The organism is Mesorhizobium sp. B2-3-11, from assembly GCF_006442215.1.
Taxonomy (GTDB): domain Bacteria; phylum Pseudomonadota; class Alphaproteobacteria; order Rhizobiales; family Rhizobiaceae; genus Mesorhizobium; species Mesorhizobium salmacidum.
On record NZ_VFVS01000020.1, the window covers coordinates 52437 to 79040 of the forward strand.

At 62.4% G+C, this 26604-nt stretch carries 29 protein-coding genes, 1 tRNA gene and 1 pseudogene; 17 read left to right on the top strand and 14 right to left on the bottom strand.

Features of this window, described 5'->3' with window-relative positions; genetic code table 11:
• Window positions 1-130: 130 nt before the first annotated feature.
• On the top strand, window positions 131-2224 hold the full coding sequence (locus FJ960_RS24100) for an EAL domain-containing protein (protein WP_246672920.1): 2094 nt from the start codon (window positions 131-133) through the stop codon (window positions 2222-2224).
• Window positions 2225-2364: 140 nt separating this feature from the next.
• On the opposite strand, the gene FJ960_RS24105 is transcribed toward FJ960_RS24100, so the two are convergent.
• Window positions 2365-3567, bottom strand: a complete 1203-nt coding sequence (locus tag FJ960_RS24105) for an MFS transporter (protein ID WP_140717260.1) — start codon at window positions 3565-3567, stop codon at window positions 2365-2367.
• 171 nt (window positions 3568-3738) lie between these two features.
• A complete protein-coding gene (locus tag FJ960_RS24110; RefSeq protein WP_140505199.1) occupies window positions 3739-4197 on the bottom strand; it encodes an Lrp/AsnC family transcriptional regulator in 459 nt (152 codons plus the stop codon).
• A 171-nt stretch (window positions 4198-4368) separates the two neighbouring features.
• Here FJ960_RS24110 and FJ960_RS24115 point away from each other — a divergent pair, with 171 nt between their 5' ends.
• Both FJ960_RS24115 and FJ960_RS24120 read left to right on the top strand, forming a co-directional pair.
• On the top strand, window positions 4369-5103 hold the full coding sequence (locus tag FJ960_RS24115) for an AzlC family ABC transporter permease (RefSeq protein ID WP_140717262.1): 735 nt from the start codon (window positions 4369-4371) through the stop codon (window positions 5101-5103).
• Complete coding sequence (locus FJ960_RS24120) at window positions 5100-5399, top strand: AzlD family protein (RefSeq protein ID WP_140717264.1); 300 nt, start codon at window positions 5100-5102, stop codon at window positions 5397-5399. Before FJ960_RS24115 ends, FJ960_RS24120 begins: the two co-directional genes overlap by 4 nt.
• Window positions 5400-5452: 53 nt before the next feature.
• On the opposite strand, the gene FJ960_RS24125 is transcribed toward FJ960_RS24120, so the two are convergent.
• On the bottom strand, window positions 5453-6085 hold the full coding sequence (locus FJ960_RS24125) for an FMN-dependent NADH-azoreductase (RefSeq protein ID WP_140505161.1): 633 nt from the start codon (window positions 6083-6085) through the stop codon (window positions 5453-5455).
• A 109-nt stretch (window positions 6086-6194) separates the two neighbouring features.
• Here FJ960_RS24125 and FJ960_RS24130 point away from each other — a divergent pair, with 109 nt between their 5' ends.
• Window positions 6195-7157: a LysR family transcriptional regulator gene (locus FJ960_RS24130; protein ID WP_140717266.1), complete on the top strand. Its 963-nt coding sequence runs from the start codon at window positions 6195-6197 to the stop codon at window positions 7155-7157.
• A gap of 16 nt (window positions 7158-7173) precedes the next feature.
• Here FJ960_RS24130 and FJ960_RS29685 read toward each other — a convergent pair whose 3' ends face one another.
• Window positions 7174-7272, bottom strand: a complete 99-nt coding sequence (locus tag FJ960_RS29685; protein ID WP_198028830.1) for a putative RiPP precursor — start codon at window positions 7270-7272, stop codon at window positions 7174-7176.
• A 91-nt stretch (window positions 7273-7363) separates the two neighbouring features.
• Here FJ960_RS29685 and FJ960_RS24135 point away from each other — a divergent pair.
• A pseudogene (locus FJ960_RS24135) lies at window positions 7364-7681 on the top strand (beta-ketoacyl-[acyl-carrier-protein] synthase II); the annotation flags it as partial.
• 20 nt (window positions 7682-7701) lie between these two features.
• Here FJ960_RS24135 and FJ960_RS24140 read toward each other — a convergent pair.
• Window positions 7702-8295 carry a TetR/AcrR family transcriptional regulator gene (locus FJ960_RS24140; protein WP_140717268.1) on the bottom strand — a complete coding sequence of 198 codons (594 nt, stop codon included), beginning with the start codon at window positions 8293-8295 and terminating at the stop codon, window positions 7702-7704.
• A gap of 66 nt (window positions 8296-8361) precedes the next feature.
• Here FJ960_RS24140 and FJ960_RS24145 point away from each other — a divergent pair, with 66 nt between their 5' ends.
• Window positions 8362-8787 (top strand): VOC family protein, encoded by a 426-nt coding sequence (locus tag FJ960_RS24145; RefSeq protein WP_140505170.1) that lies wholly within the window; start codon window positions 8362-8364, stop codon window positions 8785-8787.
• A 9-nt stretch (window positions 8788-8796) separates the two neighbouring features.
• Here the strand turns inward: FJ960_RS24145 and FJ960_RS24150 are convergent, their stop codons facing one another.
• Complete coding sequence (locus tag FJ960_RS24150) at window positions 8797-9747, bottom strand: trypsin-like peptidase domain-containing protein (RefSeq protein ID WP_140717270.1); 951 nt, start codon at window positions 9745-9747, stop codon at window positions 8797-8799.
• 226 nt (window positions 9748-9973) lie between these two features.
• Between FJ960_RS24150 and FJ960_RS24155 the strand changes: the two genes are divergently transcribed.
• Together FJ960_RS24155 and FJ960_RS24160 are read left to right on the top strand one after the other, a co-directional pair.
• Window positions 9974-10846 carry a S1C family serine protease gene (locus tag FJ960_RS24155; protein WP_140717272.1) on the top strand — a complete coding sequence of 291 codons (873 nt, stop codon included), beginning with the start codon at window positions 9974-9976 and terminating at the stop codon, window positions 10844-10846.
• Between the two features lie 8 nt (window positions 10847-10854).
• Window positions 10855-11493 (top strand): helix-turn-helix transcriptional regulator, encoded by a 639-nt coding sequence (locus tag FJ960_RS24160; RefSeq protein WP_140717367.1) that lies wholly within the window; start codon window positions 10855-10857, stop codon window positions 11491-11493.
• A gap of 6 nt (window positions 11494-11499) precedes the next feature.
• Here FJ960_RS24160 and FJ960_RS24165 read toward each other — a convergent pair whose 3' ends face one another.
• Together FJ960_RS24165 and FJ960_RS24170 are read right to left on the bottom strand one after the other, a co-directional pair.
• Complete coding sequence (locus FJ960_RS24165) at window positions 11500-11856, bottom strand: type II toxin-antitoxin system VapC family toxin (RefSeq protein ID WP_246672921.1); 357 nt, start codon at window positions 11854-11856, stop codon at window positions 11500-11502.
• Window positions 11857-11885: 29 nt separating this feature from the next.
• The gene (locus FJ960_RS24170) at window positions 11886-12152 is read right to left on the bottom strand and encodes a type II toxin-antitoxin system VapB family antitoxin (RefSeq protein ID WP_140505177.1); all 267 of its coding nucleotides are present in this window, start codon (window positions 12150-12152) and stop codon (window positions 11886-11888) included.
• Between the two features lie 177 nt (window positions 12153-12329).
• Between FJ960_RS24170 and FJ960_RS24175 the strand changes: the two genes are divergently transcribed.
• Window positions 12330-13196 (top strand): NAD(P)-dependent oxidoreductase, encoded by an 867-nt coding sequence (locus FJ960_RS24175; protein WP_140505179.1) that lies wholly within the window; start codon window positions 12330-12332, stop codon window positions 13194-13196.
• Between the two features lie 383 nt (window positions 13197-13579).
• On the opposite strand, the gene FJ960_RS24180 is transcribed toward FJ960_RS24175, so the two are convergent.
• Window positions 13580-15862 (bottom strand): OmpA family protein, encoded by a 2283-nt coding sequence (locus FJ960_RS24180; RefSeq protein WP_140717276.1) that lies wholly within the window; start codon window positions 15860-15862, stop codon window positions 13580-13582.
• A 196-nt stretch (window positions 15863-16058) separates the two neighbouring features.
• Here FJ960_RS24180 and FJ960_RS24185 point away from each other — a divergent pair, with 196 nt between their 5' ends.
• From FJ960_RS24185 to FJ960_RS30200, 3 genes are all read left to right on the top strand, one after another.
• Window positions 16059-16505: a YcgN family cysteine cluster protein gene (locus FJ960_RS24185; protein WP_027146015.1), complete on the top strand. Its 447-nt coding sequence runs from the start codon at window positions 16059-16061 to the stop codon at window positions 16503-16505.
• 148 nt (window positions 16506-16653) lie between these two features.
• Window positions 16654-17028 carry a hypothetical protein gene (locus tag FJ960_RS24190; protein WP_140505183.1) on the top strand — a complete coding sequence of 125 codons (375 nt, stop codon included), beginning with the start codon at window positions 16654-16656 and terminating at the stop codon, window positions 17026-17028.
• 95 nt (window positions 17029-17123) lie between these two features.
• A complete protein-coding gene (locus FJ960_RS30200; protein ID WP_281406152.1) occupies window positions 17124-17249 on the top strand; it encodes a hypothetical protein in 126 nt (41 codons plus the stop codon).
• A gap of 123 nt (window positions 17250-17372) precedes the next feature.
• On the opposite strand, the gene FJ960_RS24195 is transcribed toward FJ960_RS30200, so the two are convergent.
• Window positions 17373-18083, bottom strand: coding sequence for an SIMPL domain-containing protein (locus tag FJ960_RS24195; protein WP_140717278.1), 711 nt, complete (start codon window positions 18081-18083; stop codon window positions 17373-17375).
• Between the two features lie 134 nt (window positions 18084-18217).
• Here FJ960_RS24195 and FJ960_RS24200 point away from each other — a divergent pair.
• A tRNA-Ile gene (locus FJ960_RS24200) sits at window positions 18218-18293 on the top strand.
• A 265-nt stretch (window positions 18294-18558) separates the two neighbouring features.
• On the opposite strand, the gene FJ960_RS24205 is transcribed toward FJ960_RS24200, so the two are convergent.
• From FJ960_RS24205 to FJ960_RS24215, 3 genes are all read right to left on the bottom strand, one after another.
• Window positions 18559-19443 (bottom strand): SMP-30/gluconolactonase/LRE family protein, encoded by an 885-nt coding sequence (locus tag FJ960_RS24205; RefSeq protein WP_140717280.1) that lies wholly within the window; start codon window positions 19441-19443, stop codon window positions 18559-18561.
• 95 nt (window positions 19444-19538) lie between these two features.
• Window positions 19539-20309: an SDR family oxidoreductase gene (locus FJ960_RS24210; protein ID WP_246672922.1), complete on the bottom strand. Its 771-nt coding sequence runs from the start codon at window positions 20307-20309 to the stop codon at window positions 19539-19541.
• Window positions 20310-20479: 170 nt separating this feature from the next.
• Window positions 20480-21256 (bottom strand): SDR family NAD(P)-dependent oxidoreductase, encoded by a 777-nt coding sequence (locus FJ960_RS24215; RefSeq protein WP_140717282.1) that lies wholly within the window; start codon window positions 21254-21256, stop codon window positions 20480-20482.
• A 109-nt stretch (window positions 21257-21365) separates the two neighbouring features.
• On the opposite strand from FJ960_RS24215, the gene FJ960_RS24220 reads away from it, so the two are divergent.
• Window positions 21366-22856: an NAD(P)-binding domain-containing protein gene (locus tag FJ960_RS24220; RefSeq protein ID WP_246672923.1), complete on the top strand. Its 1491-nt coding sequence runs from the start codon at window positions 21366-21368 to the stop codon at window positions 22854-22856.
• 9 nt (window positions 22857-22865) lie between these two features.
• Here FJ960_RS24220 and FJ960_RS24225 read toward each other — a convergent pair whose 3' ends face one another.
• A complete protein-coding gene (locus tag FJ960_RS24225) occupies window positions 22866-23939 on the bottom strand; it encodes a helix-turn-helix transcriptional regulator (protein WP_246672924.1) in 1074 nt (357 codons plus the stop codon).
• An 84-nt stretch (window positions 23940-24023) separates the two neighbouring features.
• Between FJ960_RS24225 and betI the strand changes: the two genes are divergently transcribed.
• The 3 genes from betI to FJ960_RS24240 all read left to right on the top strand — a co-directional run bounded on the left by betI (window position 24024) and on the right by FJ960_RS24240 (window position 26566).
• Window positions 24024-24653 (top strand): transcriptional regulator BetI, encoded by a 630-nt coding sequence (gene betI, locus FJ960_RS24230; RefSeq protein WP_140717284.1) that lies wholly within the window; start codon window positions 24024-24026, stop codon window positions 24651-24653.
• 113 nt (window positions 24654-24766) lie between these two features.
• Entirely contained in the window at window positions 24767-25576 is an 810-nt protein-coding gene (locus FJ960_RS24235; protein ID WP_140717286.1) for an SDR family oxidoreductase, read from the top strand.
• 57 nt (window positions 25577-25633) lie between these two features.
• Window positions 25634-26566 (top strand): ABC transporter substrate-binding protein, encoded by a 933-nt coding sequence (locus FJ960_RS24240; protein WP_246672925.1) that lies wholly within the window; start codon window positions 25634-25636, stop codon window positions 26564-26566.
• The last annotated feature ends 38 nt before the right edge of the window (window positions 26567-26604 follow it).

The following is a 26604-nucleotide window of genomic DNA, read 5'->3' on the forward strand; positions in this document are numbered from 1 at the left end:
CGGGCATTTTATCGGTATGATTAATTTCCCGCTAACCATGTCAATTCTTTGGGGTTTTTAAGGAGGGGATTCCCGGTTCGAGTTAACGGAAACTTGTCCTGCATCATTGCATTTGATCGCGCGGCAAGAGATGTCGCGCCCAAGGAGTCGGTCTGCGTTGGGGGCAGAAGCTGCAAAAGAATTCGGAACGCGAGATGCCCTTCAGCCGGGATTTGTCGTGAACGAACGCGCGTCATCCAGAGTGGCCGATGCGGTCGATTCGGACCCGCACGATCCCCGCCAGGAGCTGGGGGCGGCCGAACTTCGCATCCTTTACCGTACGGAAGCCCAGGCGAAGCGAAGGAAGGAAGCCAGGCCAGGCCTTTGGATCGCCGTCGTCATCTATGTCTTGTTTTCGGTATCGGATCTGCTGCTGATACCGGATGTGGCCGCCCTCACGATCACGGCCCGCTTCGCTGTCGGACTGACCGCACTGTTGGTCCTGGAAGCACAGCTTCGCAGGGGAGCCGCCACGGACTGGCTTGACGTAACCTGCGCCGCGGCCATCATCTTCGGCTATATCGGCTGGCTTTACCCCGCCTCCATGGGGGCGAACAAGGAAACCGTCGCCTATTATATGGTCTTCGGCACCATTTTCATGATGAGCGCCAATCTCTTCTTCACGTTCCGTTTCAAAGTGTCGATCATAACGTCGACTATAATTTTGTGCATCTTGTATGTGGTGAACTACTTTCTACCCGCGTCGCTGGCATATAAGATGGTATTTGGCACTTTCTACGTTTCGTGCTTCACGTTCACATCCTATGTGAACTGGAAGCTGAACGAAGAGCGCTACAACGTCTTCCTCAACGCGCTGGAGGCCAAGATCCAGCACAATGAGGCCACCGAGCGCGGCAAGGCCCTGCTCAGGCTGTCGCGGACGGATCCGCTCACAGGCCTGGAGAACCGGCGCGCCATCGACGAGAAACTGCGCGACTACTGGAATGACTGGCAAAAGCTTGGCCATGGTTTTGCGGCGATCCTCATCGACGTCGACTTCTTCAAGAAGTTCAACGATTGCTATGGCCATCAGGAAGGTGACCGTTGCCTGATCCAGGTCGCCGAGGCGCTCAGCGACCTGATCAAGCAATATGATGGCTCCATCGGCCGCTATGGTGGGGAGGAATTCATCGTCCTGGCTCGCATGGCCAGGAAAGACCAGGTCGCGGATCTCGCCGAAGCCATTTGCAGCACGGTGGAGAATCTGGCGATCGCGCACGAGTTGCGGCGGGATGGCATCGCGATCGTGACGGCGAGCGTAGGCGCGGCATTCACCAGGAAGCAGACCGCCGCCAAGCTGGAGAAGATCATCCACGAGGCCGATCGAGCGCTCTATCTGGCAAAAGCCGGCGGCCGAAATTGTGTCCGGCTGTTCGATCCGACCGATCCCCAGAGCAGCGACGAGAGCGAGAATCTCGCGGCTTTGCTGAAGATCGCGATCGGCCAGGATCTCGTTTCGCTTGTCTATCAGCCCATCCAGGACGTCGCGTCGGGCCGGGTCGAGGCCGTGGAGGCGCTGATGCGTCTCAAGATGCTCGACGGGACCCTGGTTCCGCCGAGCCTGTTCATTCCCGTCGCGGAGCGAACCGGCGCCATCCTCGAGCTCGGGCGTTGGGCAATAAGGACCGTGTGCGCCGAACTCCTGGCGCAGGATCACGTGCGCGTCGTCAGCGTCAACGTCTCGCCGATCCAGCTCAAGACGCCCGGCTTCGCGACATCGGTCGCGACCATTCTGGGCGAGACCGGCGTGACCGGCAACCGGCTGGCCTTCGAGATCACCGAGGGGCTGGAGATGGAGATGCACTCCGACATCCTGCGCTGCATCAGCGATCTGAAGCTGCTCGGAATCAGAATATGGCTCGATGATTTCGGGACGGGCTTCGCCGGCCTTTCGTGGCTTCGTCTCATCGATTTCGATACGGTCAAGATCGACCGCTCGTTTCTCCACGACTGCGGCACCCCCAAGGGCATGGCGATGCTGCAGGATATCATCGCGCTGGTCAGAAATCGCGGCCACAAAATCCTGGTCGAAGGGGTGGAGACCGAAGAGCAGATGCTCCTCATGCGCCAGTTTGGCATCGACAAAGTCCAGGGCTTTCATGTCGGCCGCCCGGCTCCGGCCGCGAATTTCCAGACCAAACGGGCCATTCAGAAGCGGCCGTTCACGGTTCTCAAGTCGGCGTGACGCCGAAGCAGGCGGTGGCTTGACCGGCCATGGCCAGTCAAGCCCGTTTGTCATCTGGCCACGATTGCCGTCCGGCCCGTGTCTCCTGATTTTATGCGTGTCGTTATCCCGGAACCGAGGAGACTTCCGGGCGACATGCACTATGCCGTCTGCAACGCCGTGCGTGGCAGCGGCGGGAAGGCGATGGCTATGCCCGCGGCACCCAGGCCGATGAGAGCCGAGCCGATGAACAGCCAATGGTAGCTGGCATAGGCGTCGAAGATCATGCCGCCGGCAAGCGGCCCCAGCGCCATGCCGAGGCTGGAGAGCATGGTGGCGGCGCCGAATACGGTGCCGAGAATGCGCTGGCCGAAATATTCGCGCGCCAGCACGGCGTAGAGAGGCATGACGCCGCCATAGGTGGCGCCGAAGATGACGGCCAGCATATAGAACTGGTCGAGCTGGCTGATCGAGAGATAGGCGGCAATGACGATCGCCTGGATCGCCAGCCCCACGATCAGCACCGGCTTGACGCCCAGCCTGTCGGCCAGCACGCCGTAGAGCAGCCGGCCGCCGAGGCCAGCCAGACCCTCGACACTGTAGATCGAGACCGCGGCCATCGGGGCGACGCCGCACAGCATGGCGTAGCTGACCATGTGGAAGATCGGGCCGGAATGGGCCGCGCAACAGGCGAAGAAGGTTAGCCCCAGCACGATGAATTGGGGCGAGCGCAGCGCCTGCCCGACCGTCAGGCCGGCGCCTTCGGCGACTGGTGCCGCGGCCGCACCGGAGGCGGCGGGTTTCGGCGGCTGGCGCACCAGAAGGACGGCGGGCAGCAGGAGCACCCAGGCCAGGAGGCCGATGTCGAACATGGCGGCGCGCCATTCATAGGCCGAGATCAGCCAGCGCGCGAAAGGCGAGATCGTCATCGGCGCCACGCCCATGCCGGCCGAGACCAGCGATACCGCTAGCCCGCGATTGGTGTCGAACCAGCCTGATGTCAGCGCGATCATCGGTGCGAAAAAGGCGCTTGCCGCGAGCCCGACGAGCACGCCATAGGTGATCTGGAAGGTGAGAAGCGACCCGGCGCGGCTTGCCAGCACCAGCGCCAGCCCGAGCAGCACGGCGCCGATCGTGACGACGATGCGGGCGCCGAACCGGTCGGACAGGGCGCCCCAGGCGAAGCCGCCGAGGCCCATCACCAGGAAGTTGAGCGTCATGGCGCTCGAAATGCCCGCGCGCGACCAGTTGGTATCGATCGCCATTGGCTCGAGGAAAATCGCCAGCGAAAACATCGTGCCGATGGCGACACAGGACATCAGCGCGCCAGCCGCGACGATGACCCAACGGTAGGAATGATTCATGTTTCTTCTCCCAGCCGGGAACAGGATCGATCCTTCGACGCCGCCCGGCAATTCCGGTTGCGTCCCAAGGACGTTCGAGGCGTGCTCGGATCGACATTCCAGATGGAAATTCTTATAGGGCCAGGCGATGGCCTGCGCCTCGTCAAATGCGCTGAGAGATATTTCAAAGGCTCAGATCGGCAGTTCCGATGTGTACTTGATCGTCCAACTGGGAACGTCGGTCTTGACGTTCTGCACGCCCTTGATGCGGCTCAGATGCTCCGACTGGAAACGGCGATAGTCGTTGATATCAGCCGCCACCACGCGCACCAGGGCGTCGCAGTCGCCTAGCATGAGATAGCATTCCATCACTTGCGGCAGCTTGGCCACCTCGGTGGCGAAGTGCTCGATCGTGTCCTCGTCCTGCGTCTTCAGCCAGATCCGGGTGAAGAAAGTGAGGCCCTTGTCGATGCTGGCTGGATTGAGCACGGCGACATAGCGGTCGATGACGCCGGCTTCCTCCAGGAGCTTGACGCGCCGCAGGCAAGGCGAGGGCGACAGGCCGACCTCATTGGCCAGATCATTGTTGGCCATGCGGCCGTCGCGCTGCAGTGCCCGCAGGATGCGCTTGTCGATGTCGTCGAGCTTCATGGCGTCGAATTCCATTTTCCTGCGGAAATGTGACATTCAATGCCAAAATTTGGCGAAAGACAACAATCTTCGCAACCAAATTTCCGGGAGGTGTAGGTATGTTTCGCCCCTGACATCACGAAATTTCCAAACGCAGGGCAGGGCGGCTGCGAGGCCGGCCTATGGCAGACCATGAGCGTTTCACAGGCAGTCGAGGCAGCCGGCAATGGTTCGGAATCCGAGTTCCGCCGTGGTGTGATGTCCTGCGCGCCGGTGCTGTTCGGCACCATTCCCTACGCGCTCGTGCTTGGCGCCCAGGCCACGCAGAAGGGGCTGAGCACGGTCGAGTTATCCCTGATGACCGGCCTGAACTTCGCCGGCGGTTCGGAATTCGCGGCGATCCAGTTGTGGACGTCGCCGCCGCACATCCTGCTCATTGTCGCCATCACCTTCCTGGTCAACAGCCGTCATCTGCTGATGGGGGCGGCGCTCGCGCCGTTCCTGCGCGAGCTACCGCGGCGCAAGGTTTTCCCGGCGCTGTTCTTCATGTGCGACGAAAGCTGGGCACTTGGCCTGGCCGATGCCAAACAGCGTGCCGCCGCGGGCATCGGCCCGGCCTTCAGCCCGCGCTATTATATGGGCGCGGCGCTGGCGATGTATCTCACCTGGGTAGCCGTCACGACGCTCGGCGCCTTGCTCGGCCCGATGCTGGGCGATGTCGAGACCTATGGTTTCGATATGGCGTTTCCGGCCGTCTTCCTGGTGCTGATGCGCGGCATGTGGAAAGGCTTTGCCGCCGCGCGACCGTGGCTCGTCAGCCTGGCAGTCGCCGCGCTTGTCTATCTCTTCGTTCCCGGCGCCTGGTATGTCGCGGCGGGTGCTGTGTCGGGGCTGGTCGCGGCCTGGTTGCTGGCAGGTGATGCATGATCAACACGACAACCCTTCTCACCATCGTGCTGATGGCCGGCGTCACCTATCTGACGCGGATCGGCGGCTATGTCGTGCTGCGCAACCGCGTGCTCAGCACCCGCGCCACGGCGGTGATGGAGGCAGCGCCCGGCTGCGTGCTGATCTCTGTCATCGCGCCGGCCTTCGTGTCGCGGAATCCGGCTGATCTTGTGGCGTTGGCCGTCACGCTGGCGGCGGCAACGCGGCTTTCCATGCTGCCGACCGTGCTGATCGGGGTCGCTTCGGCCGGCCTCTTGCGGCATCTGATCGGCTGAAACGAAAAGGCAGGCGCGAACGCCTGCCTTTCGAGTTCAGATTATCCAGAGCCTTACGCGGCAGCAGCAGCCTGCTGGCTGGCCACCACGGCGTCGACCTTGGCGGTCGCCTTGGCGAGCGCCGCAGTGACCGCGTCCGGGCCCATGCCGACGCCTTCGATGCGGATGACATCGACATCGGTCATGCCGAGGAAGCCGAGCACGCCGCGCAAATAGGGAATGGCGTGATCGAACTGCACGGCCGCGCCCTCGGAATAGATGCCGCCCGAAGCCAGCACGATATAGACCTTCTTGCCGGTGACGAGGCCCTTGGGACCATTCTCGCCATAGGCAAAGCTCCGGCCGGAGCGGGCGATGTGGTCGACCCAGGACTTCAGGGTCGAGGAGATGTTGAAGTTAATGAAGCCGGTGGCGAGGATCACCGTGTCGGCAGCAAACAGTTCGTCCAGCACCGCGTCCGAAACGCCCACCACCTCGGCCTGGCGCGGGGTGCGGGCATCGGCCGGCGTGTAGATGCCGGTCGCATAGTCGGCATCGATGTGCGGCAGCGGGTTGGCGACGAGATCGCGCACGACCAGCGTGTTCGATGGGTCGGCGGCGAGAAGCTTCTGAGCGAACTCGGTGGCGATGCGGGTCGAGTGCGAGGCAGCGCCGCGGGGGCTCGAGGTAACAAGAAGAATGGACATGGCGGGTCTCTCCAGTTGAATGAATTGTCCCGACATATATGGGCTATCGATCCATCCGATAAACTGGCATATTTTCTATACGATCCATCTATAAAGTAGATACACGACGATGCAGCCGAACCCGACCCTCGACCAGCTCCAGATCCTTGTCGCGGTTGCCGACACCGGCAGTTTCTCGGCCGCCGGTCGCAAGCTCAACCGGGCACAATCCGTCATCAGCTACGGCATCGCCAATCTCGAGGCGCAGCTCGGGCTGAAGCTGTTCGAGCGCGAGGGCACGCGCGAGCCGCAACTGACCGAGATCGGCCGGGCGATGCTGGAAGACGCGCGGCGCATGATTGGCGTGCTGCAGCGGATGCGCTCGCGCGTCGACGGGCACCATCACGGGCTGGAGGCCGAGGTGGCGCTGGCGGTGGACGTGGCATTGCCTTCCCCCGTACTGGTGCGGGTGCTCAAGGCATTCGAGGCGCGGTTTCCGACCGTGATGCTGCGCCTGCATATCGGCACGCTCGGTCTCATCCCCGATCTTGTCGTCAACGGACAGGCCGATCTGGGCATTGGAGGCTTGCTGGGCGATGTCGACGTGCATCTCGTGCGCATCGGCTTCATGTCGCTGGTGCCGGCGGCCGCACCCAGCCATCCGCTGGCACAGCTGCCGAAGCCGGTGGCGCTCGAGGATGTGCGCGAGCACACGCAGCTTGTCGTCACCGATCAGTCGGAGCGCACCAAGGGACGTGATTACGGCGTCTTCGCCTACCGCACCTGGCGCCTGACCGACGTGCGCACCAAGCACATACTGATGCGCGAGGGGCTGGGCTGGGGTGGGCTGCCGCGCTGGTTGATCGCCGACGATCTGGCCAGCGGCCGCCTGGTGGAGCTTGATCTCGAACCCTACAAGGAGGTGAGTTCGCCATTGTTCGCCATGCACCGCAACGATCGCAGCCCGAAGCCGGCGGCCGCCTGGTTGATCGACCGGTTCAAGCGCGGGCTAGGCTGCTTCAACGAGTTCGAGCCGGGCGAGGTGCCCGAAGAGGAGCCGGAGACCCATGGCGTGTCCGGCTCCGGCACCTGACCCGGCATCCGAGAAATCACTGGATTATCGTCACCCCGGAAACCACGATCTGCGCGGTGCGGGCGGTCAATTTCCCGTGCTTGCGTAGCGTCGGTTTTTCATAGGTCTTTTTCATGTGTCGGTCCCGAATGTGAGCCTTGAGGATGCCCTGCCATAACGAGATTGGAGGGTTCCGGTTGCGTCGCCATCTCATTCCCCACCGCGGAGTGGGACAGATTCAGGTTAGATTGCAAAGGGTCTTTGGCGCGGATTTCAGCATCGCCGTCAGCGGAACCAAGTCGGCGACCGGGCACCTGCTCGGAGCCGCCGGTGGGCTTGCGGCGATCTTCACGATCCTGGCGCTCAGGGGCCAGGTCGCACCGCCGACCCTGAATTTGAGCGCCCCCGATCCGGCCGGCGACGGGATCGACTTCGTCGCAAACCACGCCCGGCCAATGGAGATGGACTACGCGATCTCCAATGGCTTCGGCTTTGGAGGCGTAAACGCCAGTGCGTTGTTCCGGCGCTGGACGGACAGTGAGTAGCGTGGGCCGGGCGACCTGCATCAGGCGCGGGACAGTCCGTCTATCAGCGCCGTCAGGACGGCGCGGTAGTCCTCGGCTGATGCGCCCGCCTCGATGGCGAGCGCAGCGCGGTCGAAAGCAGAACCGAGCAGCGCCGTCAGCGCCTCCGCCGGCAGCTTTGTCATCGATCGTGCCCGCATGGCGGCGACAAGGCCTTCACGCAGCGAGCGGTTGCCATGGCGACTATCGATCGCGTCCATGGCGGTGCGGCCGAGCACGGCCGGGCCGTCGAGCAGCAAGAGCCGCGTGCGGCCGGGCGCGCGCATGGCCATGAGATAGGCATCGGAACCGGCAATCAGCGCATCGCGGGCGCTGAGCGAAGGCGGGGAGGCGCGGTCAATTTCCCGCGCCACAGCCGCCGCTTCCTGTTCAACCACGGCGGCGAAAAGTGCCTGCTTGTCGGCAAAGTGGTGATAGAGCGCGCCGCGCGTCACGCCTGCGGCGGCAACGATCTCCGGCGTGCCGGTCTCGGCATAGGACTTTTCCGTAAACAGTTTGCGCGCCGCCGCGATCAGGTCGGCGCGTGTCGCCTCGGTGCGGTCGCGGTTCGAGCGGCGCCCGGATTCCTGTTGCATACATGCAGCCTGTATGTTAATTCGATTTACATGCAGACTGTATGTCAATTGACGGGAGAAGGAAAGATGAAGACGACGAGCTACTACCCGGTGCTGATGACCGGCGATGTCGCCGGCACGGCCGCCTTTTATGTCGAGCATTTCGGCTTCCAGCCGCTGTTTACGAGCGACTGGTACGTGCACCTCCAATCGGTGGACAAACGCAGGGTCAACCTAGGCATCGTCCAGGGCGACCACGAGACGATCCCTGAGGAGGGGCGGGGGCGCACCTCGGGCCTGCTGATCAATTTCGAGGTCCGCGATCCTGACGCAGTCTACGAACGGATCACCGCCGCCGGCCTGCCGATCCTGCGCACGCTGCGCGACGAGCCCTTCGGCCAGCGCCACTTCATCACCAAGGATCCCAACGGCGTGCTGATCGATGTCATCAAGCCGATCCCGCCCAGCGAGGAGTTCCTGGCGCAGTATGCCGAAGGCGCGGCGGGGGTGTGAGCGGCAGCCTCAACCAGCCCTTGCCACCGGCGTCACCGCCACCTGGCTGACGCCGGTGCGGCGTACCACGGTGCACAGCGTCTCGCGGCCGATGCGCTCGGCGTCGAGCATGCGCACGAGATCGTCGACGCCCGTCACCGGGCGCCCGTCGATGGCGGCGATGATGTCGCCTTCCTTGAGACCTGCCTTGGCCGCCGGGCCGTCCTTCTCGACGCTGCGCAGCCGCACGGCCGTGCTGGTCGAAACCTGCGACAGCAACGCCGCGCGGCGCGGCAGGTTTACGGTGTCGGCGGAGACGCCGATGAAGGCGCGGCGCACGCGGCCGAAGCGGATGATCTCGGAAATGACGAACCTGGCGGTGTTGGAGGCGACGGCGAAGGCAATGCCTTGCGCGCCGTGGATCATGGCGGTGTTGACGCCGATCACTTCGCCCGCCGACGACACCAGCGGCCCACCGGAATTGCCGGGGTTGAGCGCGGCGTCGGTCTGGATGACGTCGTCGATCAGCCTGCCGGTCGAGGCGCGCATCGAGCGGCCGAGCGCGGAGACCACGCCCGAGGTGACCGTCCATTCGAAGCCCAGCGGATTGCCGATGGCAATCGCGATCTGGCCGCGCCGCAGCCGCTTGGAATCGCCGAGCGGCGCCACATCGGCGAAGCTGCCATCGGCGCGCACCAAGGCGATGTCGGTGTCGGGGTCGCGGCCGAGCACGCGGCCCTCGCTGGAGGCGCCGTCCGGCATCGAGACGCGCACTGTTCTGGCGTCACCCACGACATGGAAATTGGTGACGACCAGCCCATCCGGCGCGATGACGAAGCCCGACCCATGGCCGCCCGGGCCGCCGATGCGCTCGATGCGGCAGACGGCCGGGCCGATGCGATCGACAGCGTCCGCTACTGTTTCGGAATAGGCGTCGAGCAAGGTGCCATCGGATTGGATTTTGGGGGCGGCGAGGGCCATGAACGGGCTCCGTGTTTTCAGGCACAACGATGCGTTTGTTACATGCGTGTCGTTGTCCCAAAACCGGTGAGCACTTTTGCGCGACACGCACTATATGTGCGGAGCGGCCCGAACCGCCGCGACCTGACCAGATGGCCAGTCAAACCCGCAACTAGCCGTCAGGCGAGTACCCGCGAGCGCGCCGTCGAGCGATATCTGGGACATGCAAGAAACCCAGGAGACCCTTATGAGCGACTTCAATTTGAGCGCGTTTTCAGACGCCATCGCCGATCTGGCGGCGGAAGCCGCGCCGGCGACGGCGAGCTTCGCCACCCATCACCACCGCACGGCCAGCGCCTTCCATTGGCGCGACGGCTATTTCGTCACCGCCGAGGAAGCCGTCGAGGCCGGCGAGGAGATCGAACTGACGCTGGCCTCCGGCGCCACGGTGAAGGCCGAACTGGTCGGCCGCGATCCTTCGACGGGCGTCGCCCTGCTGAAGCCCGCCGATGCGGCGACCGCGCCTGTCCTTGCCAGGGCCGATGCCGTTCGGCCGGGCAACATCGCCATTGCCATCGGCAGCAGCCAGGGTTCAGCACTGGCCGTGTCCGGCTCGGTCGGCGAAGTCGGGCCGGCCTGGCGCTCGATGCGCGGCGGCACCATCGACCGACGCATCAACCTGGCCGTCGGCGCCGGCGGCCGCTTCGAGGGCGGCCCGGTGCTCGACGCCAAGGGCGCGCTGATCGGCATGCTGTTGTTCGGGCCGCGCGGCCGTGCGCTGGTCATGCCCTACGAGACGATCGAACGCGCGGTGGCGACGCTGCGCGAAAAGGGCCATGTCGCACGCGGCTATCTCGGCGCTGGCCTGCATCCGGTGCGTGATCGCGACGCACATGGCGCAATGGTGATGAGCCTCGACGACAATGGCCCGGCCAAGGCCGCCGGCCTCTCACTCGGCGACATCATCGTGGCGTGGAACGGCGAGGCCGTGCATGGCCCGCGCGACCTGATCCGCCGGCTCGGGCCTGACAGTGCCGGTGCTTCGGTGACGTTGGGTGTCGTGCGGGGCGGCGAACAGCGCGACGTCGTGCTGATCATCGGCGAAAAGCCGCTGAGCTGAGAGGAATGATGGAAGCACTCGCCAGCGACCGGATCGGGACCGACAGTGCGGCTTCGCGGCGGCTGGTGGTGCTGATCGCGCTTGGCGATGCCGGGCGCGCCGAGCGCCTGGCCGCCTCGCTTGCCGCCAGCGACGACCTGTTGCCGGTGGTCGTTGGCGGCGGCAGGGCCGATGTCGCGATCGTCGACGACAGGAGCGGTGATGCCGTGCCGGCCTCGGTGCCACGGGTGCTGCTGTCGGCGCGCGCCGGCGGCGAGCGGCCTGCCGGCGAAGTGTCTGCCGTCATGCCCGCCGGCGCGGACGACCTGCTGATCGCCGCGGCGGCGCGGTTGGCCGCCGCTGGCTACAGCATATCGGGCAATGGCCGCGCGCCCGGACATCGTGAAGATTTCCACGCCGGCGATGGCGAGCCGTTCGAGGATGAAGTTCTGGACGAGCACGCCGCCCGGCCGGTGCTGTCGCCACGCGAGGCGGAAGTGCTGGCGCTGCTCGCCGAAGGCGCGCCCAACAAGGTGATCGCGCGGCGGCTCAACATTTCCGTGCATACGGCGAAGTTCCACGTCGCCGCGATCCTGATCAAGCTCGGCGCCGCCAATCGTACGGACGCCATCGCCATTGCCATGCGACAGGGGCTGGTGCTGGTCTGATATCGATCAGACCGCCGCTTCGATGTCGGTCAGGCGGAAATCATCACCTTTGAAGAGCAGCGGCATGGCTTCGAGCCGGGCCGTGGCGTAGGCGATGCAGTCGCCGAAGTTCAGCGCCGCCGGGTGCCGGCCCTTGCCGTAACGCAGAAAGGCTTGCCGGGCGACAGCTGCATGGTCGGCGGTGAAGTCGGTTGTCTCGATCGAGGCGGTGCGCAGGAAGCGGTCGAGGCGATCCAGGATTTCATCCTGCCGGCCGCCCGCGAGCACCATGGTGGTTTCAAGAAAGGTTGGCGCTGCCAGCAACCGTCTCTTGGCTTGCGTGATCGCGAGCACGAAACGTTCGAAGCCCGGCTCGACACGCAAAATGGCGACCAAGGCCGAGGAATCGATGATCATTTCGTCGGGATTCCGAATTCGTCGTAACCGAGGATTTCGTCGTCAGTCATCGCATTTTCGCGCTTGGGGATTTTTCCGGCGCTATCGGAAATTGCCATCAACCGTTGAAATAGGTCGCTTGCTTCATCACGAGGCACCAACCGTTCGCGCGCAACCTCGCGCTCAAGGCTTTGACGGATCGCCTCTGTCACGGACACGCGGCGGCGGCGGGCGAGTTCACGCGCCAATTGCTCGACTTCCATGTTCTTGATCGAGAGTGCCATTCTGTATTCTACCTATCTGTATAGAATATACACCAGACTCCGGGGCAATCCAACATGTTTCAGGCACTCGGCCAGCCAGCCTCCGCAGCGTCACCATGGCTTGCCGTCACAAGCTCTTGTATCCCCCTGCTGCGCGGGCAAGGATCGTACAAAGAAGTATGAGGACGCGGAGGAAAAATGTCGCTCAAGGGAAAGACGCTGTTCATCTCCGGCGGGTCGCGCGGCATCGGGCTGGCGATCGCGCTGCGCGCCGCGCGTGACGGCGCCAATGTGACGATCGCGGCCAAGACCGCAGAGCCGCATCCCAAGCTGCCGGGCACGATCTACAGCGCGGCGCAAGAGATCGAGCAGGCGGGCGGCAAGGCGCTGCCGATGCTGTGCGACATCCGCGAGGAAGGGCAGGTCGCCGAGGCGGTCGCCAGGACCGTTGAGAAATTCGGCGGCATCGATATCTGCGTCAACAATGCCAGCGCCATCCAGCTTACCGGCACGCTGGAAACCGACATGAAGCGCTACGACCTGATGCATCAGATCAACACGCGCGGCACCTTCCTCGTCTCCAAAATGTGCATCCCGCACCTGAAGTTGGCTAAAAACCCTCACATCCTGAATCTGGCGCCGCCGCTCGACATGAAGGCCAAATGGTTCAAGAACCACGTCGCCTACACCATGGCCAAGTTCGGCATGTCGATGTGCACGCTGGGCATGAGCGCGGAATTCGCCAAGGACGGCATCGCCGTCAATTCGCTGTGGCCGATCTCGACCATCGACACTGCGGCGGTGCGCAATCTGCTGGGTGGGGCGACGGTGGCGGCGATGAGCCGGTCGCCAGACATCATGGCCGATGCCGCGCATGCGATCTTCATGCGGCCGTCGCGCGAGGCGACGGGCAATTTCTACATCGACGAGGAGGTGCTGCGCGCCGAGGGCGTCAGCGATTTCTCGGTCTATGCGCCAGGCGCGACCGGGCCGTTGGCGGGAGATTTTTTTGTTCCCGACGAGGTGTTTGCCAATTCCGATACGAACGTCAAAAGCATCTATTAGGGAGCGTTACCCGCCACTGGCGCTGCCCTTATCCGCCTGCCGGCTCCGCTTCATGGACAGTTCCGGTTGTTCTCTGGTCGGCATTGAGAGCGTATTCCGGCCACCAGGCCACCATTTGCAAGATGTATCTGAAACAAGAAACCCCGCCGGTGAGGGCCGGCGGGGCTCATTGCGTCCCGCTGGAGTCGGGACGGGGCAGGGAACGCCCAGAGAAGAATCTGGGGTGGGAAGCCCAGTGATTCAATGAGTTGGATCTAATGGCTGTACAATTCTTGTTGACCCGGTTCCTGCTGCCCATGGTTCCAGCCCATCCCGGTTGACCGGGATGGGACCTTGTTGCCGGCCTGATTCCAGAAATTACTGCAAGCCGCTGGAAAGGCCGGTCAATTGTTGCTCGCCACCGGCGCCACCAGAGGGGTGATGCGGCGGATGGCGACACGCCGGTTCTCGCGGTTGGGCGCCGAGGTGTCGACCTTCAGATACTCCTCGCCATAGCCCTGTGTCGTCAGGTTCTCGGCCGGGATGCCGAAGGCATTGGTCAGCGCTTCCGCAACCGCTTCGGCACGGCGATCAGACAAGGCAAGGTTCGCCTCCGGCGTTCCGACGGCGTCGGTATGGCCTTCGATCAGGAAGGTCTCCGCCGGGTTCTTCTTCAACAGCTTCTCCATGGCGTCGGCGACACCCTGGAGCTTCTGCACCTCGGTGTCGGAGATCGAAGAGGAGCCGAATTCGAAGTTCAACGTATCGAGGTCGATGCGCCGGGCAATGTCACGCACGCGGGCCGAACGTTTGACCTCGTTGATCGAATAGAGGCGCTGCACCTTCTCCACCGGCGGCTGTTCGAGGAAGGTATAGTAGTCGTCGTCGCTTTCGACATCCTCGGAATCGAGAATATAATCCCGGCGCGGGATGGTCAGCCGCATAGGCGGCAGGTCATCGCCGGGATCGCGCCAGTCCTCTTCGTCCTGGTAGCTGCGCTCGTCGACATAGCTCAGCACATATTCGCGACCGTCGGGGGCGATGCGCGACCGCTGCAGGATGTCGCCGTAGCGGTTGCGGATGGTAACGATCCGGAAGCCATTGTCGCGCTCGACCGTCTCGCGTGTGCGGCCCTGCGGCAGGTCCTCGTAGTAGACATCCTTGGCGCCGCGGGTCAGGCGCGGGCGGTCATTGCTCTGGACGAACGTCTGGTTGTTGAACTGGACGATGACCCGGTCACCGATCTCCTTGAGCACGTCAACGCCCTTGGGCCGGCGGCGCTCACGAATGTCCTCGTCAGGCGCGCGCTCGAGGCGCTTGCCCTGCTCCTGAGTGACCGGCACGATCTTTTCGGGCCTGATCGCCTCCTGGGCGGCCCTATCGTCGGTTGGAGGCGGGCCCTGATCCACCGGGGCCACTACCGGCTTGCGGCCCTGCTCACCGCCCTGCTGGGCATTTTGGCCACCATTCTGCTGCCCACCATTCTGCTCTTCCCCATTCTGGTTGGCGGGCTGGTTGGCGGGCGTCCGGCCACCCTGGCCATTCTCGACGCGACCCTTGCGCCTGGCATCCTTCTGGCTGTCGAGGATAGGGGCGGCGTTCTTGTCGGCGGGTGCTTCGCCCTGAACCGGGTTTTCGCCCTGGACAGGCGCGGCTTGTCGACCGGTAGCGGGCTGCTCTCCGGTCGCCGGCTGTTCGCCGGTGGCGGGCTGTTTGCCCGTCTGCGGCTGTTCGCCGTTCGCAGGCTGCTCGCCGGTCGTAGGCTGTTCGCCAGCCGGTTTCCTGCCGTGCTTCTTCGTCTTGTCCTGGGACTGTTCGCCTTGGGCGGGAGGCTGCTCGCCGGCGGGGGCCGGTTCAACCTTCGGCGCCGCTTCGCCGGCAGGAGCCTGCTTCGGCGTCGGGGCGGTCTCCGGCACGGCGGCCGGTGCCTCTTTCTGCTGATCCTGCTTGGGTTTCCTGCCGGGCTTGGTCGGCTGGTTGTCGTTGGCAGGGGCCGCCTCGCCGGCGGGAGCCTGCTCGGTCTGCTGCTGCTGGTCGCGCTTCTTCCTGCGCGGCTGCTGCTCGTCGGTGGCGGGTGCAGCCTGGCCGGCGGGAGCCTGCTCGGTCTGCTGCTGCTGCTGCTGCTGCTGCTGGTCGCGCTTCTTCCTGCGCGGCTGCTGCTCGTCAGTGGCGGGCGCTGCCTGGCCGGCGGGAGCCTGCTCGGTCTGCTGCTGCTGCTGCTGGTCGCGCTTCTTCCTGCGCGGCTGCTGCTCGTCTGTGGCGGGCGCTGCCTCGCCAGCAGGAGCCTGCTCGGCCTGCTGCTGCTGCTGCTGGTCGCGCTTCTTCCTGCGCGGCTGCTGCTCGTCTGTGGCGGGGGCCGCCTCGCCGGCGGGAGCCTGCTCGGCCTGCTGCTGCTGGTCGCGCTTCTTCTTGCGTGGCTGCTGTTCCTCGGCCGCGGGGGCGGGCTGCTGGGCGGCCGGGGCGGATTCCGTCTGCTGTTTCTGCTCGCGTTTCTTCTTGCGGAGTTGTTCCTCGTCGCTCTGCCCCTGGTCAGTGGGCGTGTCCTGCGCCAGGATGATCAGCGGTGCCCCCCCGCTTTGCATGGGGCCGAACGCGGCTGTCCCTTGAAGCGGGGACGCGCCTAACGGCGCGGATGCCATCAACAGGCCAAGGGCTGTGCCTGCCAGAATCCGTGGTTGGCGTTTCATCGAAATTCTCCTTGTGGGGTCCCATCCTTGCCGAAACCGCTTTTGACGAAATTGGTTCCGGTTGCCTATGGTTAGGGGGCGTACAGGGCTATTGGCCGGCCTTTTGAAGGCAACTTCATGTCATTCGGCCGGGTTCCGCCCTATTCCGGCTGTTGTCGCGCTTGACCTTGGCAGCGGCTGGGGCCACATGCCGGAAATGGAAACGCCGTTCTGGAAAACCAAGACGTTGGAAGCGATGAGCCCCACCGAGTGGGAATCGCTCTGCGACGGCTGCGGCAAGTGCTGCCTGTCGAAGCTCGAGGACGAGGACACCGGCGAAATCTACTGGACCAGCGTCGGCTGCCGGCTGTTCGACGCCGAAAGCTGCCGCTGTGCCGACTATGCCAACCGGCTGGCGCGTGTTCCCGATTGCGTCGGCCTGACGCCGCAGAATGTACGCACCATCAGTTGGCTACCCAGCACCTGCGCCTACCGGCTGGTGGCCGAGGGCCACGACCTTTACTGGTGGCACCGGTTGGTCTCGGGCAGTGCCGAAACCGTGCATGAGGCCGGCATCTCGATGCGCGGCCGGGTCAAGGCGAGCGAGACCGACCTTGCCGAACCGGAAGACTATTTTGACTACATGCTCGACGACGAACCCTGACGCGCGCAGAGGGGCCGGCGCTTTGCCCGCCGCATCACATGAACCGCGGATGAACAGCGAGTTCGTAAATAGTTCAGACAGGCCAGTGCATTCTCCCGCCATCGGTTTCACGAGGACGGGCGCGAGCCCGCGACAAGGAGAGAGAACCATGTATACCACCATAAAGACGGCAGCGCTTTCGGCTCTGGTCGGCCTCGGCACTCTGGCGGCCATCCCCGCCCACGCCGACAGCCTCTATCTCGGTTTCGGCAACAACAACGACCCGCGCTTCGGCGTCTATACCGGCGATGATGACGGCTATCGCCACCGCCGGGACGAGCGCCGCGACGATTGGCGCCGCGACGATTGGCGCCGCGGCTGCTCGCCGGACCGCGCCCTCGACAAGGCCGAGCGCATGGGGCTGCACCGTGCCCGCATCGTCGATGTCAACCGCCGTGTGGTCAAGGTGATGGGCCGTCAGTACGGCGACCGCATCGTCGTCGTGTTCGCCAACGAACGCGGTTGCCCGGTCATCTATCGCTGAAGACATGATCTTCCGCAGATTGGTAGCGGCATGATCCTCTGCGAGGATTAGCAGCGGCATAATCCTCTGCGAGGATTGGCCGGGAGATCCTCTAGATGATCGGTCTGGACACGCCATCTGCGATGATCGGTCTGGACACGCCATCTGCGATGGTCGGTCTGGACACGCCATCTGCGATGGTCGGTCTGGGGGCATGGTCTGCGAAGATCAGCCTGGAGTAGCAGGGCCCCTGTCTATCGGACGGGTGCGGCTCGAAAAAACCCCGCGGGAGCGATCCCGCGGGGTTTTTCATGCGTGCCAAGGGGTGACCGATGGCCGGCAGGACCGGCCATCGACTCAGCCGGTTACTTCAGTTCGAAGGTAACGGTGACCTGGACATTGTAGGAATTCTCGCCGGCCTGCACCGGAGCCGCGCCGGCCGCCGCGTCGAACGCCTTGGCGTTGATCGGCATCGGCGCCGGCCTGATGTTCTGATCCGTGATCTCAAGCACCCGGCCGAGACTGACACCCGCCGCCTGGGCCAGCGTCTTGGCCTTGGCCTCGGCGTCGGCGACCGCCTTCTTGCGCGCCTCGGTGACGGTGGCCTCCGGATTGTCGTTGGTGAAGGCAATGCCGCCGCCCTGGTTGACGCCGAGCGACACCGCCTTGTCGAGGATCTCGCCTGTCTTGTCGACGTCTCGCACCCGCACCGAGAGCGTGTTGGTCACCTGGTAGGCGACGAGTTCGGCGTCCTGGCCGCCGTCCGGCTTGTTGGTGTAGTTGTAGCGGGGGTTAATCTGGATGCCCGCTGTCTGCAGGTCGCGATCCTTGATGCCGGCGGCCTTCATCGCGGCGATCACGGCGGCCATAGCGTCATTGTTTGCGTCGAGTGCGGCGCGCGCCGTCTTGGCTTCGCGCATGACGCTGAGCGTCAGGATCGCCAGATCGGGCGCCACGGTTGCTTCGCCTTCGCCGGACACGATGATGCGGGGCGGCGTCGGCAGATCGGTGGCTCCAGCCATCGCCGGAAAAGCGATTGCAGCGGCGAGCGCGAGGGGCAAAAGATGTCTGGTCATAAAAATCTCCTTGGTCTGCGATCAGGTCGCAGGGGTCGCGTAGAGCGCGATTATGGGTTGATTTGGGCGATCTGCGAAAGCCCGCCGGTAAAGCCTTGTGCCGCGATGCAAAAAACATTAATCCAGCCCGCGTGGGGCCTGTAGCTCAATGGTTAGAGCCGGCGGCTCATAACCGCTTGGTTGGGGGTTCGAGTCCCTCCGGGCCCACCAAAAGACCCATATAAGTATTGTTATCACTGTATTTTTTGAGAATGGCCCACGGTGTGGACTCGAACCCCCTTCTCGTTTGAGAACTTCGAAGCGTTTATACGACACACTCCGCAACTAATATAATCGTTATCTATCAATGGCTTACGAAGCGGTCCGCCAAAGTTCTGGCGAATGGCAGCTTTGCGCCTCGTTCAAGTCATTGGATCTGCACTTCGTGTCTCCCGGAAGCAGCCGGTCCGCTGAACCCATCCGTAAAGGCCATGGCCTAGAGGGATAGAACAGGTTCAGGCAATCCAGCGATGTCAACAGGCCGCCTGAAGACTGCGCCACCGACATCGTTTGCCTTCGTCGCCTCCGTTGTGCGGCTGTCCCAACCCGTAGTGACGCACAGGGTCTTGAGATCTGGTCCCGCGAAACACAGGCTTGTTACGAAAGTGGCCGGCAAATAGAGCGACCGCCGGAGGGTCCCCTTAGGGTCGATGCAAACAACCTTGCTACCGCCATAGAGTGCGCACCACACATTGCCCGCGCTATCAACCGCAAGGCCGTCAGGCATTCCATCATTGTTCGCAAATGCGAAAAATACCCGACGGCCCGATATCGATCCGCTATCATCAAGTTCATAACGGAGGATGCGGTGTCCGACTGTGTCACTGAAGTAGAGCCTGCGGTTGTCCGGAGAAAATGCAGGGCCATTACATATGACAAAACCCTTGTCCGCTACTTCCCAACTGGTGCTAGGACCCATTCTGAAAAATACAGCATTAGGGTCCCGCTCGGACACGTCGTACGTCCCGATCCAATAGCGGCCGGCCCGATCGACCTTGCCGTCATTGTAGACAAGGTTCGCTTGCCCATTCTTCGGATCTGCGAACGCGCGTGCTTTTCCCGTTTGGGTATCGAATAGGTGAAGCCCGTGATCGAGGGCGAGAAGCAGACCCTTGTCTGTCAGGACGAGCGACCCGATTGTCTCGCCGAGATCGATCTTCCAGCTATCGACAACGCCACTGCCTCGCCTTTGTCGATGAACGGTCGGTCCATAGAAATCGATCCAGTAGAGGGCTTGCTCTACCGGATGCCACAAGATGCTCTCACCCAGGCGGTCGCGCGTCGGTGCCGAGATCGTCCATTCTGTGTTGTCCCCTGGCATGCTCTAGTCCTCAGCGACTGATTGCGCTGGCGTGCGCCTCACGCGCCTCTCATCAAATGATCCTTACAAAGATCTGATACCTGCCGACCCGCTTCTCAGCTGCCGATGTGGAATGTCTCCGTGTGACCGTCGACAGCTATCGCCTGACCCGTCACCATTTTTGACGCCGGTGATGCCAGGAAAAGGCACATGTCGGCGATTTCCTCGGGCTGGACAAAGCGCTTGATCGATTGGGATTGGACATACTCCCTTTCCACGACATCGACAGCGACCACGCGGCTCTCGGCCTCAGCCTCGATAACCTGTTGCATGCGCGCGCCGTCGACCGAACCTGGGCAAATTGCATTGGCGCGTACACCGCAGGGCCCAAGTTCCACAGCGAGTGATTTGGTGAATCCGATTACCGCCCATTTGGCTGCGGCATATGGCGTTCGAAGGCCATAGCCGTAGAGGCCGGCGGTCGAAGATATGTTGATGATGCTACCGCAACCCTGAGTCTTCATGACAGGCGCGGCGCGTCGGGCACACAAGAATTGTGCGTCAAGACAGATGCCGACGCATTCTCGCCAGTCTTGAAGTTTCAGCTCCTCGACATTGCCGGTCGGCCCCTTGGTGCCGGCGTTGTTTATGAGGACATCCAGGCCTCCGAGATCGCCAAGGGCATCGTCGAACCAATCGTCGATCGCTTTCTCATCAGACAGGTCTACTTTTCTTGCCGCAATATTGGGGTAAGTCTGGGCGACAGTTTGCAACGCGCGCTCATCGACGTCACAAATATGAACCTTGGCGCCGCTGTCGGCGAACGTCTTTGCGATAGCCCAACCGATGCCTGAACCCCCCGCAGTGATCATCACTCGCTGGACCATTCTTCCGTCTCCTTCGCAATGAACGATCGGCCTTCCAAACAAGGCGCAACCGATACCTGTAGGCGTATTCTGATCGTCGGCGTCAGCCTCAAACGACTGTCAACGGACCGGCGAGCTTGGTGCGTTTTCGGGCGTCCAGGCTGGAAATTCCACGCGCGGCAGATTGCCAGTCAGCGTGAGAGCTCACCGCCGTCCACCACGATATTTGACCCATTGACGTAGGAGCAGAGACCCGAACAGAGCGCCACAGCGACGTAGGCGATTTCCTGGGGTTGCGCGAAGCGGGCCATCGGAATGGCCGCCTCATAGCCGGCGCGAATTTTCGCCGGGTCGGTGCCGGATTGACGCGCTATGCTCGCCGTTGTTGTCGCAACCATCTCCGTATCGACGCTGCCCGGTGAGATTGTATTCACGCGTATCCCGCGCGGTGCGAGCTCACCCACAAGTGTATCGGCAAGCCTTAAGACGCCCGCCTTGGACGCGCAGTAGGCGCCCCAAAGAGGCCAGCCTTTCAGACCATACTGAGACGCGATAAGGACGAGATTGCCACCCCGACGCAGATGCTGGGATCCTTCCCGCGCCACAAGAAAGGCTCCCGTGACGTTCACGTCCAGCACGCGCCGGAAGTCGGCTACGGGCATGTCGGCTAGAGGAGCGACGGCTCCGATGGCGGCGGCGTGAACGATGTCATCAATCGGCCCGTCGCCGGCAATCTTCGCCAAGACGCTTTTGACGGATTCCTCATCCGCAATGTCACAACCGTGAACCTGATCTGACGAATTGATATCAAGCCGCAAAACGGTTGCCCCGGCCTGGTCGAACGCATCCGCGATTGCCTTGCCAATTCCGCGCGCGGCGCCCGTGACGACGGCGCGTCGTCCAGCAAGCAGGAGGGGCATCTGGAACTGCGAAGAGGACTTTCCCTGCGACGGGTTGTCGAGTGTCATTTGATGGCTCCGGCAAAACGATTTTGTCTGCAGCGGAGGCTATTTCACCAGTCGTTACCGCAACAATGGTGCCGACGGTCACTATTCCTTTCATCGCTATGGCTGCCCTATGGCGCCGATGGTGACCGTCGGCACCATTGTTGGCCTCTCAGGGCCTGAATTAGGGTCCTGTCACGATCACGATTTTCTTGCGGGAGCCATTGCCATGAAGCCAGATATTCTTCCCAAATGCTGCATTATCGGAGCAGGTTGCAGTGGGATCGTCACCGCCAAGGCTCTTATCCAACGCGGCATCCCCTTCGATTGGTTCGAGATGAGCGATCGCGTTGGCGGTCAGTGGGCATTCGAGAATCCCAACGGGAAGTCGGCGGCCTATAGGTCCCTGCACATAGACACTTCGAAGCTGCAACTGCAACTGGCCGATTTTCCAATGCCTGCAGATACGCCGCACTATCTGCATCACACGCAGGTACTGTCCTATCTGAAGGCTTACATGGATCATTTTGGCCTGTCCGGTAAAGTCAAACTCAACACGGAAGTCGCGAAGGCCGAACGTGACGCGGACGGCATCTGGCAAGTCCGGTTAGGCGACGGTCAGACGCGCCAGTATGACGCGCTGTTCGTGTGCAACGGACATCATTGGGATTCCCGTCTGCCCGAGCCCGCTTACCCAGGCACCTTTGATGGGGTACAGATTCACTCCCACGGCTACCGCGACCCCTTCACCCCCGTCGATTTCAGGGGCAAAAGCGTCCTGGTGGTTGGGATGGGCAATTCCGCGATGGATATCGCCAATGAACTGTGCCCACGCCATATCACGAAGAAGCTGTTCGTAAGCACCCGTCGCGGTGCCCACATTTTCCCGCGCTTCCTGCTTGGCAAGCCTGCTGACAAAGGCAAGCTGTATTCCTGGTTGCCGCTGTCGCTGCAGCGATGGGTCGGTCGTCGGATTTTCCACTTTGCGGTCGGTCACATGGAAGACTTCGGGCTGCCCAAGCCGGACCACCGCGTGTTCGAAGCGCACGTCTCGGTCTCGGATACGTTTCCGACGCTGGTCGCTTCCGGCGATATCGAAATTCGTCCCGGCATCAGGGAACTCGACGGGGATAGGGTCGTCTTCGAGGACGGGCGCCGTGAAAAGATCGATATCATCGTCTGGGCCACGGGTTACAAGGTCAGCTTTCCGTTCTTCGATCCATCCTTCATCTCGGCGCCAGCCAATCGATTGCCTCTGTTCAAGCGCGTCCTCAAACCCGGGATTCCGAACCTCTTCTTCATTGCCCTGGCCCAACCAAGCATCACCCTCTTCGCGCTCGCGGATCGCCAGGCAAAGTGGATCGCCGCATACCTTGCGGGTGACTATGCACTGCCCACGGTGGAGGAGCAGAAGCGTACAATTGTCGCCGATGAGAAGAAGCACATGAGCCGCTACTACGCGTCGGCCCGACACACCATGCAGCTCGACCAGGACATCTATTTTTCGGAACTGGAGAGTGAACTCAAACGGGGCCGAAAGCGCGCCCGTTCCCTCGGATTTGGCCGCACCCGACTGCCTGTCCCAAGGGTATCTGACGCGGAATTTCGCTCCGCAGCGGAGTGACCAGCACTGTCAGGTGCCGGTCGCTCGCAAATGCTGCACATAAGTGAGAAAGAGTTCGCGTTCGGTTGTGATATCGAGCTTCTGATATAGGCGCAGACGATGGTTCTTGATCGTTCCGCGCTTTACCCCCAGACGATCCGCTATGCTGGCGATGGGGTGGCCTTCGAGAGTGAGTTCGACAATTTGCCGCTCGCGATGGGTAAGGGTGGAGAGCCAGGCACTGCGATCGGCACGCGGTGCACGCATCGCCGAAACTTCGACCTGGTCGCATTGGCCGCCTGGGGCTGCCCCGAAATCGGCACCCAGGGCCGATCTGACGACAAGCCGACCATCGGGAAGCAATGCTTGCCTTCTGCCGGAGTTGGCTAACTCGACTAACGCCTCCACCAACCCTCCATTGGGGGCGGCGATCAATCTGCGCCACGCGCCGTTTGCGGCAAGTTCGTCGCCGCGCCGGTCGAGAAGCCGCAATGGTTTCTCGGTCGCGTCCGCCGCCAGGCCATGGCTGATGATGGCCTTCAAATGGGCATCATGCAGCCCGGCCAGCAATGGAAAAGCGTTGTCTATCATTGCCAGTTCCGCCGCGGTGAACTCACCAACAGCACGGTCGACAATGAGCGTCGGACTAGCGCCGCCAATTGGTGGCAGAAACACGGCAATCTCGTCGCTGATGCTGGCTGCGCGCAGGAACTCCAGGGCGTAACGGCTCTTCCACATCTCCGCCGGGGCCAGCCGGCGCAAGGAACACACGGCCGGCAACCCGACGGTTCGCCAGTAGTCATGAAATGGATCGAGCGCATAGAGACCGGATCCGTAAGGTGCTGCAACTTCGCTGCGAATTTCGCGCGGGATAATCAGGTCCGGCGCTCCAGAATTCGAATACCTGACCAAGGAATGCTGATCGGCCTCCACCAAGGAGGTCATCACGTCGAGCATCCGATCGTAAAAATCTTCGTCGCCGATAGCCGCACTGGCGCGTCCGATTGCCGTGCAGAAACCGAGCTTTGCCATACTGTTCGGAATTTCAAACCGAATCTGGCTGTTATCTGGAGCAAGCCTGCTCACTGGAGAATGAATGTTCATCTCTCCTCCCTTGGCCTTCTGGTCCAAAAATTGGTCAACGGGCCAATTCTTGATCCTTTTGGCCAAATATGTCAATGTAGGCCTATGAGCCTGACAAAAATCAGTGACATTCGACGCCGCGAACTGCGGCATGCGGCATTTGAAGTCCTCCAAAGCGAGGGGATGGCCGGCGCAACAATCGAGAAGGTTGCCCAGAAGGCGGGAGCCTCAAAAGGCATTGTTCATCACTATTTCAAAACCAAGCAGGAGCTCTTCGAGCACACGATGCGCCATTCGAATTCGCTGCTGCGCGATGAAGTCATCCGGCAGATGCGACTGGCACGGACCCCGGAAGAACGACTGTGGGCCATCATCGCGGGCAATTTCAGCACCGCGTTCTTCACGCCGGGAATCTGTCACGCCTGGCTAGCGCTCTGCGCGGAAGTTCCGCGTGAGCCGCAACTGGCGCGAATCCAGCGTGTCGTTCACGCCCGGATGCATTCGAATTTAATGAGCACCCTGTCCGAGCTTGTGCCAGTCGATCAATGCGAGGCCGTCGCGCTCGGCTTAACAACGATCATCGATGGCCTTTGGCTGAGGCTTGGGTTGCGACCGGCAAAAATTTCAGCACTAGAGGCCTTGGCACAGGTGAGCGATTACCTGACCCACCGCATTCCCCACATCCGTTGGGACGAGCATTTGTCGCGGACGGATCCCGGCCGACGATTGGGCTGAATGGCGATCGGCACGCGGCTCGGCGACGCCGCGAATGGTGACCGTTGGCACCATTGTTGGGATCTGGATGGCTGAATACGCTTTGAGGGAGCTCAACTCGAAGGAACGACATCATGGTCGCGCGGCTAGCCGAGAAAGTCACCCTCATCACCGGCGCGGCCTCTGGCATCGGCCGAGAAACGGCGAGGCTGTTTGCCCAAGAGGGCGCCACGGTATTCCTCGGCGATATCGATCGCGGCGGTGGGGAGGCGGCGGCTGCCGACATAGGAGCGTCTGCCTCCTATGTTCCGCTCGATGTGACGAAGGAGGATTTTTGGTCGAGCGCTGTCGAAGCAATCGTTCAGCGTGCCGGCAGGCTCGATGTTCTGGTCAACTCCGCGGGGATTTGGAGCGATGGTGATTTTATCACCTACTCGCTGGCAGAATGGCAGCGCACGTTTGACATCAACGCCACCGGAACCTTCCTCGGCTGCCGTGCCGCGGTTGCAGCGATGAAGGAAAAGGGCAATTCCGGTTCCATCGTCAACATCTCCTCGATCTACGGAAACATCGCTGCGGATGACGCGGTTGCCTATGCTGCCAGCAAGGGCGCGGTCAGGATGCTGACCAAGGGCGTCGCCATTTATTGCGCTGCGAACGCGCTGCCCATTCGTTGTAACTCGGTTCATCCAACCTATGTCGACTCGGAAATGCTTGCGAGCTTCGCCCAGGTAGTCGGTGGCCGCGAAGCGGCAGTGGCCGGGTTGAGTGGGGTGGTGCCGATGCGCAAGCTGCCGGTCCCCTTGGACATCGCGGAGGCGATTCTGTTCTTGGTGTCCGACGCAGCGCGGCTCGTGACAGGGGCTGAACTGCCTGTCGATGGGGGAATGCTTGCCGGGATCTTTGCACCTGTCAGCGCTCCGACACGCCATCTCGGTGCCTGAACAGTCCGGGAACGGGAGTTCGACAACAAGAACGAAAGACAATGGGAGAACGAAATCATGATAGGTCGAAAAATTGCACTTTGGACCGTGCCACTTGCCGGTCTCGCGATCGTTCCGCCGGCGATGGCGAAGCCGGTGGGCGACACGAATACCTCGGTTAAGATCGCTATCAACGAATGGACCGGCCAGAACCTGTCCGCCCATATCACCGGCAAGTTGCTGGAAAAGCTGGGGTACAAGGTGGAATATATCACTGCCGGGACGCTGCCTCAGTTCACCGGTATCGCAAGCGGCAGCCTGTCCGTGTCGCCAGAGGTTTGGCCGAGCAACCTGGGTGATGTCTACCCCAAGGCCAAGGCTGAAGGAAAGCTCGAGGAAATAGGCGAACTCGGTCTCGAGACAAAGGACGGGTGGCTCTATACCGCCGACACCAAAACAGTTTGTCCGCAGTTGCCCGATTGGACTGCGTTGAAGGATCCAGCCTGTGTGCAGGCGCTGGCAACGCCGGAAACGTTCCCGAATGGGCGCCTACTGGATTACCCGGCAGATTGGGGATCGGCGAGCGGTCCAGAACTGAAGAACGCAGAGATTCCATTCACGCCGGTGCCAGCTGGGTCCGAGGGTGCGCTCGTGGCTGAGTTGCAGGCGGCCGTGGCGGCTCACAAGCCGTTGTTGATGCGTTTCTGGGCCCCCCATTGGGTGCTAGCCGAAGTGCCGGTGGAATGGCTCAAAATGCCGCCTTGTGACGAGAAGAATCTGGCCGAATGCATCGTAGCGCCGCCGGTCATCAAGGTTGTGTGGGCCGGATTCCACGAAAAATGGCCAGCCGGATATGAGCTGATGAAATCACTTCAGATCCATGCCGACGACCAGCAGAAGATGATCTACGCCGTCGACAAGCAGGGCAAGAATCTCGATCAGGCTGTCGACGGTTGGATCGAGGAGCACCAGAGCGACTGGCAGGGGTGGGTGAAGGCGGCTCAGAACTGATTTTGAGCGAGGCCAATCGCAGCCGTCGAAGGCTGTGA